At 69.8% G+C, this 9878-nt stretch carries 11 protein-coding genes; 9 read left to right on the top strand and 2 right to left on the bottom strand.

Annotation, left to right across the window (positions count from 1 at the left end; genetic code table 11):
• The first annotated feature begins 164 nt into the window (after positions 1-164).
• Complete coding sequence (locus ACWFRF_RS14670; RefSeq protein ID WP_379313053.1) at positions 165-1493, top strand: M16 family metallopeptidase; 1329 nt, start codon at positions 165-167, stop codon at positions 1491-1493.
• Positions 1494-1700: 207 nt separating this feature from the next.
• Here the strand turns inward: ACWFRF_RS14670 and ACWFRF_RS14665 are convergent, their stop codons facing one another.
• Entirely contained in the window at positions 1701-2063 is a 363-nt protein-coding gene (locus ACWFRF_RS14665) for an ArsR/SmtB family transcription factor (protein ID WP_378992362.1), read from the bottom strand.
• Positions 2064-2143: 80 nt separating this feature from the next.
• Here ACWFRF_RS14665 and ACWFRF_RS14660 point away from each other — a divergent pair, with 80 nt between their 5' ends.
• The gene (locus tag ACWFRF_RS14660) at positions 2144-3364 is read left to right on the top strand and encodes an MFS transporter (protein WP_379313047.1); all 1221 of its coding nucleotides are present in this window, start codon (positions 2144-2146) and stop codon (positions 3362-3364) included.
• Positions 3365-3404: 40 nt separating this feature from the next.
• Here ACWFRF_RS14660 and ACWFRF_RS14655 read toward each other — a convergent pair whose 3' ends face one another.
• Entirely contained in the window at positions 3405-3800 is a 396-nt protein-coding gene (locus tag ACWFRF_RS14655) for a VOC family protein (RefSeq protein ID WP_364411883.1), read from the bottom strand.
• A gap of 134 nt (positions 3801-3934) precedes the next feature.
• Here ACWFRF_RS14655 and ACWFRF_RS14650 point away from each other — a divergent pair, with 134 nt between their 5' ends.
• The 7 genes from ACWFRF_RS14650 to ACWFRF_RS14620 all read left to right on the top strand — a co-directional run bounded on the left by ACWFRF_RS14650 (position 3935) and on the right by ACWFRF_RS14620 (position 9876).
• Positions 3935-5041 (top strand): zinc-binding dehydrogenase, encoded by a 1107-nt coding sequence (locus tag ACWFRF_RS14650; protein ID WP_452450337.1) that lies wholly within the window; start codon positions 3935-3937, stop codon positions 5039-5041.
• Positions 5042-5139: 98 nt separating this feature from the next.
• The gene (dapB, locus tag ACWFRF_RS14645; RefSeq protein WP_378761874.1) at positions 5140-5886 is read left to right on the top strand and encodes a 4-hydroxy-tetrahydrodipicolinate reductase; all 747 of its coding nucleotides are present in this window, start codon (positions 5140-5142) and stop codon (positions 5884-5886) included.
• On the top strand, positions 5883-6380 hold the full coding sequence (locus tag ACWFRF_RS14640; RefSeq protein WP_452450335.1) for a hypothetical protein: 498 nt from the start codon (positions 5883-5885) through the stop codon (positions 6378-6380). The genes dapB and ACWFRF_RS14640 overlap by 4 nt, the downstream gene beginning before the upstream one ends.
• Before the next feature lie 7 nt (positions 6381-6387).
• Positions 6388-6840, top strand: a complete 453-nt coding sequence (locus tag ACWFRF_RS14635) for a flavodoxin family protein (RefSeq protein WP_378655351.1) — start codon at positions 6388-6390, stop codon at positions 6838-6840.
• Between the two features lie 110 nt (positions 6841-6950).
• Complete coding sequence (locus ACWFRF_RS14630) at positions 6951-7640, top strand: response regulator (protein ID WP_378626553.1); 690 nt, start codon at positions 6951-6953, stop codon at positions 7638-7640.
• Positions 7604-8851, top strand: coding sequence for a sensor histidine kinase (locus ACWFRF_RS14625; RefSeq protein WP_452450333.1), 1248 nt, complete (start codon positions 7604-7606; stop codon positions 8849-8851). Before ACWFRF_RS14630 ends, ACWFRF_RS14625 begins: the two co-directional genes overlap by 37 nt.
• Entirely contained in the window at positions 8851-9876 is a 1026-nt protein-coding gene (locus ACWFRF_RS14620) for a hypothetical protein (protein ID WP_379313051.1), read from the top strand. The genes ACWFRF_RS14625 and ACWFRF_RS14620 overlap by 1 nt, the downstream gene beginning before the upstream one ends.
• Positions 9877-9878 lie beyond the last annotated feature (2 nt).

Below are 9878 nucleotides of genomic sequence, written 5' to 3'. Positions count from 1 at the left end.
ACAATGAGGCATTACGCGCACGTCGCCAGGTCCCGTTCGAGAGTTTGAGGAACCATGCCAGCACAGCCGTCCGGTGGGATCGGGTGACGAGGTCCGAGCACATCGAGTCGCAGACCGAGTCCGACGAAGACACTGTTATCGAGGATCGGGTGACGAAACCGAAGTTGACCGAGTCGAATACCGAATCCGCTGACGATGTCTCCACCGGGGGAGTGCGCCGCACCGTGCTGCCCGGTGGCCTTCGTGTGGTCACCGAGCACGTGCCCGGCGTGCGCTCGGCCTCCATCGGGGTGTGGGTAGGCGTCGGTTCGCGCGACGAGGGCCCCACCGTGGCCGGCGCCGCGCACTTCCTCGAACATCTGCTGTTCAAGGCGACGCCCACACGCACCGCCCTCGACATCGCGCAATCCATGGACGCGGTCGGCGGCGAGCTCAACGCGTTCACCGCCAAGGAACAGACCTGCTACTACGCCCACGTCATCGACGAGGACCTGCCGCTCGCCGTGGACCTCGTCTCCGATGTGGTGCTCAACGGTCTGTGTCGCGCGATCGACGTCGACGTGGAGCGCCAGGTGGTCCTGGAAGAGATCGCGATGCGCGACGACGACCCCGAAGACCTGGTCGCCGACTCCTTCCTCACCGCCATGTTCGGCGACCATCCGATCGGGCGCCCGGTGATCGGCAGCGTCGAATCCATCGAGAACATGCAGGCTGCCCAGCTGCGCGGCTTCCATCAGCGCCGCTACCGGCCCGATCGCATGGTCGTCGCGGTGGCGGGCAACGTGGAGCACGAACGCGTAGTGGAACTGGTGCACCGCGCGTTCGGGCCACACCTGGACACCACCGCCGAGCCCGCGCCGCGCCGCGAAGGGAAGTTCCGCGCGCAGGGCGCACCCGGCCTGATCAGGATCAACCGCGACAGTGAACAGACCCACCTCGCCTTCGGGGTGCGGGCGTTCGGCAGGCACGAAGGTCAACAGCGCTGGCCGCTGTCGATCCTCAACACCATCGTCGGCGGCGGCCTGAGTTCGCGCCTGTTCCAGCGCATCCGGGAAGAACGCGGCCTGGCGTACTCGGTGTACTCGAGCGTCGACACCTTCGCCGACACCGGCGCGTTCTCGGTCTCGCTCGGCTGCCAGCCCGAAAACCTCGGCCAGGTCGCGACATTGGCACGTGGCGTGCTCGACGAGGTCGCCGCCAACGGTGTCACCGATGCCGAATGCGCCAGGGCCAAGGGCTCTTTGCGCGGCGGGCTGGTCTTGGGCCTCGAGGACTCGGCCTCCCGGATGAACCGCATCGGCCGCAGCGAACTCAGCTACGGCAACCATCGCAGCGTCTCGGCGACCCTGGCTCGCATCGACGCCGTCACCACCGACGAGGTCAGCGAGATCGCCCGCACCTTGCTCGCCCGCCCCTACGGTGCGGCGGTGTCGGGCCCGTATCAGCGCACCCGCGATCTGCCCGCCTCGGTCCGAAAGCTCGTCGAGCGCTGAGCAATTCGGCACCGGGGTCATCCGGGTGCGCGCGTGAACGGCGGTGCCGATGATCGGTGGTGAGCGGTGTCGCGCCACCCCGGGTGGAAGCCCCGGTCGCCTGTGGCCATCTGTCCGAGTCGGGATCTGGCCGGCACGCCGTCACTGCCGGGCGGCGCGGTGGCGACAGCCGCGGAACGCTGGAAACACGCAGGGCCGGTCGGGCGATCAGCGCAAGGACTGCTCGTCGCGGTGTGTGGCATCCGCATCCACGCGGTTGGCGGCGTCGACGATCGAGGGGAGCAGGCCGGGCAGCGCGTGCTCTACGGCATCGGTGCGCAGTTCCTGGAAGGTCTGGCCGTCGATGGTGAGCCGTTCGATCAGGCCCGCTTCGCGCAGGATCTTGAAGTGGTGGGTCGCGGTGGATTTGTTGATCGCGTCGTAGAGCGCCGCGCAGCGGACGGGGGCGGCGGCATTGCTCAGGCGACGGACCATCTCCAGGCGGACGGGGTCGTGAAGGGCGCCGAGGACGGTGGGGAGCGCGGCGACGGGTATGGTCGGCGCCGGGGTGAGATCTTTAGCCTGTGTCATGAGTTACCTCACTCGGGGGTTTGATAGTCATCATACTCGGCGTAGCCTGATCATCGTTCGATGGTTATCAAACTCTGCTGATGGGGGCTGCTGTGGCAGCGACAACGATGGCGCCGGTCGAGGCCGGGCAGCGCTGGGCGTACGGGCTCGTCCTGGCCGCGAGCGCGGTGGCGCTCGGGGTTTCCGGGGCGCCCGCTCCGCTCTACGGGATCTACGAGACCGAGTGGCATCTGTCCCCGCTGACCACGACCCTGGTCTTCGCCGTCTATGCCTTCGCGGCGCTCGGTGCGGTGCTGGTCTCCGGCCGGATCTCCGATGTGGTCGGCCGCAAGCCGGTGATGATCGGCGCCTTCGCCACCATGATCCTCGGGCTGGGCGTCTTCCTGCTCGCCGATTCGGTGCCGATGTTGTTGCTGGCCAGGGCATTACACGGGGCGGCCGTCGGCGCCACCGTCGTCGCGGGCGCGGCGGCGCTGCTGGATCTGCGGCCCGAGCGTGGTGCTCGCTCCGGGCAGCTCAGCGGCGTCGCGTTCAACGTCGGCATCGCGATCGCGGTGCTCGGCACCGCGGTGCTCGCGCAGTACGCGCCGTCGCCGTTGCGCACGCCGTATGTGGTGATCACCGTCATCTGTGTGGCCGCGGGGGCCGGCATTCTCGCCCTTCGTGAACCGCACACCACCCGGGTGAAGGCGCGCATCACCATCGCGAAACCGTCCGTCCCGCACGAGATCAGGTCCGACTTCTGGTTCTCCGCGATCGGCGTGATGGCCGCCTGGTCGGTGCTGGGTGTCCTGCTGTCGCTGTATCCGTCGCTGGCCGCGGCCGAAACCGGCGTGCACAATCTGGTGTTCGGTGGTGTCGTCGTCGCGAGCACCGCGCTGGCGGGCGCGTTGGCGCAGTTGCTGGCCACCCGGGTGCCGGCCCGTCGCGCCGCGATGATCGGTGACCTCGGCATGGCGGCCGCACTACTCGCCACTATTCCGGCGCTGGCCACGAAAGAGCCCGCGGTAGTGGTCCTCGCCGGTCTGGTGCTCGGCGGCACCTTCGGTCTCGGTTTCGGTGGGTCGCTGCGGCACCTGTCCGAGGTCGTTCCGCCGCATCGCCGTGGCGAGACCATGTCGGCCTTCTACCTGCTGGCCTATTCGGCGATGGCCTTGCCGACCCTGGCGGCGGGCTGGGCCGCGACGACCTGGGGACTCACGACGGTATTCCCCTGGTTCATCGTGGGCGTCTCGGTGGCGTGTGTCGGCGCCGCGCTGCTGGGTCTGCGCGGGACCCGCGCGGCCGCGAAACTCGGGTAATCGCAAACAGGCCGGTCCCAGCAGGGACCGGCCTGAACGACTACTCGGGCCAACCGCCGTACGGAACGGTGATCAGTTCCAGGAAGTGGCCGTTGGGATCGAGGAAATAGACACCGCGACCACCATCGTTGTGATTGATCTCGTTGACCCCGTGTTGCTGGGGGTCGGCCCAATGGTCCAGCTTGTAGCGCTGGATCTTGGCGTAGGCCGCGTCGAACTCGGCCTCGCTGACCAGGAACGCGTAGTGCTGCGGCTGGATCTCGGAAACGAAGGGCGGGACCTTGGCGAAATCGAAGGCCGCGCCGTGATCGAGGGCGATCGGAATGAACGGCCCCCACTCTTTTCCTACGTCCAACCCGAGGATGTCCGCCCAGAACTCGGCGGTCTCCCGATTATCGCGGCATCCGACAATGGTGTGATTGAACTGCACTGACAGGGGATTTCTCCTTGTTCGTGATGGCGCCGACCCTGGGCACGGTACGAGGCGGCCGACAGGAGCACCATCACCGAGATCGAGGTTAGCGACAGATCCCGGAACCTGTAAAGGGCACTCGCGGTAGCGTCGCGAGCATGAAGATTCGTGGAGCCGTTCTGGAACGGATCGCCGATCCGGCGCCGTTCGCCGATTCGCAGCCCATCACGGTGTGTGACCTGGAACTGGCCGAACCGGGTCGGGGCGAATTGCTGGTGCGCATCGAAGCGGCCGGCCTGTGCCATTCGGATCTGTCTGTGGTGGACGGCAATCGGGTGCGCCCGGTGCCCATGCTGCTCGGCCACGAAGCCGCAGGCATCGTCGAATCGGTGGGCGCCGGTGTCACCGATGTGGCCCCTGGACAGCGGGTCGTGATGACGTTCCTGCCGCGCTGCGGCGACTGCGCGGGCTGTGCGAGCAACGGGCGCACGCCGTGCGGGCCGGGCAGTGTTGCCAACAACGCGGGCGAATTGCTCGGCGGCGGCCGACGGCTCACCCGCGACGGCGAGGTGGTGCAGCACCATCTCGGCGTCTCCGGCTTCGCTACGCACGCGGTGGTGGACCGGCGCTCGGTCGTCCCGGTCGACCACGACGTGCCGCCCGAGGTGGCGGCGGTGCTCGGCTGCGCGGTGCTCACCGGCGGCGGCGCACTGCTCAACGCCGCGAAACCCGGTGCGGGCGACCGGATCATGGTGGTCGGGCTCGGTGGTGTCGGGATGGCGGCGGTGCTCGTCGCGGTGTCGCTCGGTCTCGGTGAGGTGATCGCCGTCGACACGGTTCCCGAAAAGCTGGCGCTCGCCCGCGAATTCGGTGCGACCGCGGCCTGCACGCCGGGCGAGGTCGCCGAGCAGGGCGTGCAGGCCGACGTGGTGATCGAAGCGGCGGGCAACGTCCGCGCGTTCGAAACCGCCGTCACCGCAACAGCACCCGGTGGCGTCACCGTGACGGTCGGCCTGCCCGCCCCGACCGCCACGGCCACCATCTCGCCACTGGCGCTGGTGGCGCAGGGCCGCACCATCATCGGCAGCTACCTCGGCTCCGCTGTTCCCGACCGTGACATCCCCGAATACGTGCGGCGGTGGCGCGAGGGCAAGCTGCCGCTGGAACGGCTCGTCTCGGCCCGCATCGGACTCGACCAGGTGAACCAGGCGATGGACGATCTCGCGGCGGGCGCGGCGCTACGACAGGTGATCGTCTTCGACTGACGGCTCGGCCGGCCCGATGGTGTGAGGTCGGCGCCGCGGCCCCACGGGCTGCTCGATAGGCTTCGACGAGCAAGCTGAGTCGAGGACGAGGAGATGCGGTGACCATTCGGGTCGGAGTGCTCGGAGCACGCGGCAAGGTCGGGCAGGCGATCTGCGCGGCGGTGGAGGCGGCGCCCGATCTGGAGCTGGTGGCGCAGGTCGACAAGGGTGACGCGCTCGAGACGTTCACCGAGGCGGGCACCCAGGTGGTCGTCGATTTCACCCACCCCGATGTGGTGATGGGCAACCTGAAGTTCCTGATCGAGAACGGCATCCACGCCGTCGTCGGCACCACCGGCTTCGACGAGGCCCGCCTCGCCGAGGTACGCGGGCAGCTGGCGCAGCGGCCCGAGGTGGGCGTGCTGATCGCGCCGAACTTCGCCATCGGCGCCGTGCTGTCGATGCGATTCGCCGAGCAGGCGGCGCGGTTCTTCGACTCGGTCGAGGTCATCGAGTTGCACCACCCGAACAAGGCCGACGCCCCCTCGGGCACCGCCTACCGCACCGCCGCGGTGATCGCCGCGGCCCGCGCCGAGGCCGGGGTCGGGATCAGCCCCGACGCCACCACCACCGAACTCGAGGGTGCCCGCGGCGCCGATGTCGACGGTGTGCGAGTGCATTCGGTGCGTCTGGCCGGGCTCGTGGCCCACCAGGAGGTGCTGTTCGGCACCCAGGGCGAGACCCTGACCATTCGCCACGACTCCATCGACCGGTCCTCGTTCGCCCCGGGCGTGCTGCTCGGGGTGCGTGAGATCGCCGGACGGCCGGGTCTGACCGTCGGGCTCGACCCGTTCCTGGATCTGTGAGCGACTCCGACGCGCAGCGACCCGATCGGCAGGTCCTGAAAACCGTTGCGGTCGTGGTGTTCCTGGTCGTCGCGCTGCTGTTCTACTTCGTCCGGCTCGGCGGGCTCGCCGTCGCCTACATCGCCGACGGCGGGTTCGCGGGTATCGCGATCGGCATCGGCATGCTGCTGCTGCCCGTCGTCGGTCTCTGGATCCTGTGGGCGACCTTGAGCGCGGCGTTCGCGCATCAACGGCTGGCCCGGCGTATCCACGAGGAAGGACTGGAGGTCGACACCTCGCAACTGCCGCGCCGACCCTCCGGCCGGATCGAACGCGACGCGGCCGACGCCCTGTTCGCGCAGATCAAGACCGAGTGGGAAGCCGACCCGGACAACTGGCGCTCCTCCTACCGGCTGGCCCGCGCCTACGACTACGCCGGCGACCGGGGCCGCGCCCGCGACACCATGCGCCGCGCGGTGGCACTGGAAAAACTGGAACGCGACCCAGGAGAGTAGCGAGCCCATGGCCCGGTTGCTGATCATCCATCACACCCCCTCGCCGCACACCCAGGCGATGTTCGAAGCGGTACTCGCCGGGGCGAGCGACCCCGAGATCGAGGGGGTCGAGGTGGTGCGCCGGGCCGCGCTGGCGGTGACCGCCGTCGATGTGCTCGACGCCGACGGCTACCTGCTCGGCACCCCGGCCAATCTCGGCTACATGAGCGGCGCGCTCAAACACGCCTTCGACACCATCTACTACCCCTGCCTCGACTCGACCGGTGGGCGCCCCTACGGCCTCTACCTGCACGGCAACGAAGGCACCGAAGGTGCTGAGAGCAGCGTGGAGCGGATCACCACCGGGCTGGGCTGGCAGCGCGCCGCCGAGGCGGTCGTGGTCTCGGGACCGCCGAGCAAGGCCGATCTGGAGAAATGCTGGGAACTCGGCGCGACCATCGCCGCTGGTCTGATGGAATAGCTGATCGGGACAGCGGGTCCGCCCCGAATTTTGGTGGGCTGACACGTGGGCTCGGGATGCGGTAGAACTCGACCGACGTGTTGCGGGCTGGCCGCGGTGGGTGTTCGAGGATGGGGAGTGGTCGGGTGAGCGAGTTGGCGCAGACGCGCACGGTGCGGCGGGTCGGTCTGGTGGAGGACCACGAGTCCGTGGCGATCGGACTGGCGGCCATGCTCGGCCCCGAACCCGACCTGGAACTGGTGGCGGTGGCGGAGTCCGTCGCCGGGCTGCTCGCCGAGACCACCGATCTCGACCTCGTCGTCCTCGATCTGCGCCTGCCCGACGGCTCGACGCCCGAGGACAATGTCACCGCGCTGCGCGAACGCGACATCGAGGTGCTGGTGTTCACCGGCGCTGACAACGCCTTCCTGGTCCGCTCCGCCGCCAAAGCGGGCGTGCTCGGGGTGCTGCGCAAGTCCGAGAGCGTGGCGACCGTGGTCGAGGCGGTGCGCCGGGCCGCGTCGGGGGAGCAGGTGGTGACCACCGACTGGGCCGCCGCCATCGACGGCGATCCGAAGCTCTCCGACGTCGGGCTCAGCCCGCGTCAGGAGGAAGTGCTGATGCTGTACGCCTCGGGGGAGAAGGCCTCGCGGGTGGCCCGGCTGACCGGTCTGTCGGAACAGACCGTCAACGACTACCTGGGCCGCATCCGGCAGAAGTACGCCGACGCGGGCCGACCCGCGCCCACCAAGACCGATCTGTACAAACGGGCCGTCGAGGACGGATGGCTGCCCGTGCCGGAAAGGCAGCAGCGCACGTGACCGATCTCGCGGTCGCGACGGCGCCCGCACCGGTCGGCGACGTCGACTTCTCGCGCGCGGCGACCGAACAGATCCTGCGCAGGCTCGGGCTGGTGATCGGGACCGGCGCCACGATCGTGATGGTGCTGGAACTGCCCGCGGTGCTGGTGCAGCCGATCAATCATTCGGTGTGGCCGGAACTGCATCTGGTGTCGGCGTATCTGATGTTCGGTGTGCTGGCGATCGTGTCGGCGCGCGGCACCGCCGCGGCGATCCGGCGCACCGCCGCCGCGGCCGCCGTGTGTTACCTCGCGGCCACCGTGGCGACGCCGCTGGTGTATCCGGTGGTGCACGTCGGTTCGTTCGCCTCGTGGCCTTATCGAGGGCTCGCTGTCGGCGTGCTGGCCGCGGGTCTGGCGTGGCCGCGACGTGGTGCGGCCGCGTTCGCAGCCCTGCTCGCGGTGACGACCAGTGTGTCGAATGCCCTTGTGGTGCCCGACAGTTCGATGGGGGCGTTGTTCGGCGACATCACCAGGGCGCTCGGCGTAGCCGCGCTGTTCCTGTGGTGTGTGGTGTACGCGCGTGCCGCCGCCGAACGGGTCGACCGGGAAGCGGTCCGGCAGCGCAGCCGGGCGGCGGCGGTCGCGGCGACCTCGGCCAGAGAACGCGAGGGCGCGCGTTTCGCGGCGCTCATCCACGACGCGGTGCTGTCGACGCTGCTGGAGGCCTCGCGGGCGCAGCAGTCCTCGCCGGTGCTGCGCAACCAGGCCGCGCGCACCCTCGAACAGCTCGAGCTGTCGCGGACCGCGCCCGAGATCGACCACCTCGACGCCGCCGCGGCGATCGAATTCCTGCGCGAGGCGGTGCGCGAGGTGGAATCCGAGGTCCCGGTGCAGGTGTCCTCGCGGCGCGCGGCCGATCTGTGCCTGCCGATCGAGGCCGCGCAGGTGCTGGGGGCCGCGCTCTCGGAGGCGGTGCGCAACAGCGTGCGTCATGCCGACGTCCCCGGTCGGACGGTGCGGCGCGGTGTGTCGGTCACCATCGCGACCGGCGGCATCCGGGTGGTGCTGTCCGATGACGGCGCCGGGTTCGACCCGGCGCGGGTGTCGGCCGATCGGATGGGGATCGCGGGCAGCATCCTGGGCCGGATGCGCGCGCTCGCCGGTGGCGCGGCGTTCGTGGAATCGGCGCCGGGCGCGGGAACCGTGGTGACGCTGGTGTGGGGTAGCTGATGGTCGATCGGGATCTGCCGTTCGCGATGCGCGATCTGTTCGGCCTCAGCGACGGCACGGCGTGGCTGTTCGTGGTGATCTTCGAAGCCACCATCGTGATGTACCTGCGGGTGAATTTCGATATCGCCCCGCCGGCGGCCGCGGCCGCCGCGCTGGTGCTGATGGCCGTGGCCGCGCTGGTGGTGCTGGTGTTCCCGGTGGACCCGCTGCCGTGGCCCGCCACGATCTACGTGGCGTGTGCCGGACCTGCGGCGATGGCGCTCACCGTGCCGTGGCTCGAGAGCTCGTCGGGGTTCGCCCACCAGCTGTGGACCGCCTATCCGACGTCGTATCTGCTGGCGATGCTGGTGCTGCGCGGGCGGATCGTGTCGGCCTGGCTCGGCGTGGCGGCCGCCGCGACGGTGCTGGTGACGATGGGTGTGTTCACGAGTTGGCACCCCGAAACCGTGGTGCGCGCGCTGACGCCGGTCGCCACTGTCGGCGCGGTGACGGTGTTCATGTCGATCGTGCGGCCCACCCAGCGTTCGCTGCGGGAACTGCGCAGCGAGGCCAATCGACGCGCGGCGACCGAGGCCGCGCTGGCCGCGGCCACTGCCGAGCGTGATCGTCAGCTGGGAGCACTCGACCGGGTGGCCGGGCCCCTGCTCGCCCGCATCGCCGCCGGGATCGAGCTCACCGACACCGAACGCGAACAGTGCAGGCTGCTCGAAGCCGAACTGCGCGACGGTCTCCGGGCGCCGCAGCTGGTCACCGATCGGCTCAGCGCCGCCGCTCGGGGGGCGCGATCGCGCGGCGTCGAGGTCACCCTGCTCGACGACGGCGGCTTTCTCGGGGTCCCGGAATGGGTGCGCCACCACGTGATCGAGGCCGCGGTCGACGAACTCGACATGGCGGGAGCGGGCTCGGTGACCGTGCGCGTGCTGCCGGTCGGCAGACGCTGGGTGGCGACCGTGCTGGCCGCCGCGCCGGGCGGGGATCGGCGGACCGAGATCGACACCGCGGGTGAGGTCCGGGTCTCCACCTGAGC

The organism is Nocardia sp. NPDC055165 (genome assembly GCF_053606985.1).
This window is presented reverse-complemented; position numbering and strand designations above follow the sequence as displayed.

Coding starts and splice junctions, on each gene's coding strand:
- ACWFRF_RS14665 (WP_378992362.1), bottom strand. CDS start 2,063: ATGACACAGGCTAAAGATCTCACCCCGGCGCCGACCATACCCGTCGCC.
- ACWFRF_RS14660 (WP_379313047.1), top strand. CDS start 2,144: ATGGGGGCTGCTGTGGCAGCGACAACGATGGCGCCGGTCGAGGCCGGG.
- ACWFRF_RS14650 (WP_452450337.1), top strand. CDS start 3,935: ATGAAGATTCGTGGAGCCGTTCTGGAACGGATCGCCGATCCGGCGCCG.
- ACWFRF_RS14635 (WP_378655351.1), top strand. CDS start 6,388: ATGGCCCGGTTGCTGATCATCCATCACACCCCCTCGCCGCACACCCAG.
- ACWFRF_RS14630 (WP_378626553.1), top strand. CDS start 6,951: ATGGGGAGTGGTCGGGTGAGCGAGTTGGCGCAGACGCGCACGGTGCGG.
- ACWFRF_RS14625 (WP_452450333.1), top strand. CDS start 7,604: ATGGCTGCCCGTGCCGGAAAGGCAGCAGCGCACGTGACCGATCTCGCG.
- ACWFRF_RS14620 (WP_379313051.1), top strand. CDS start 8,851: ATGGTCGATCGGGATCTGCCGTTCGCGATGCGCGATCTGTTCGGCCTC.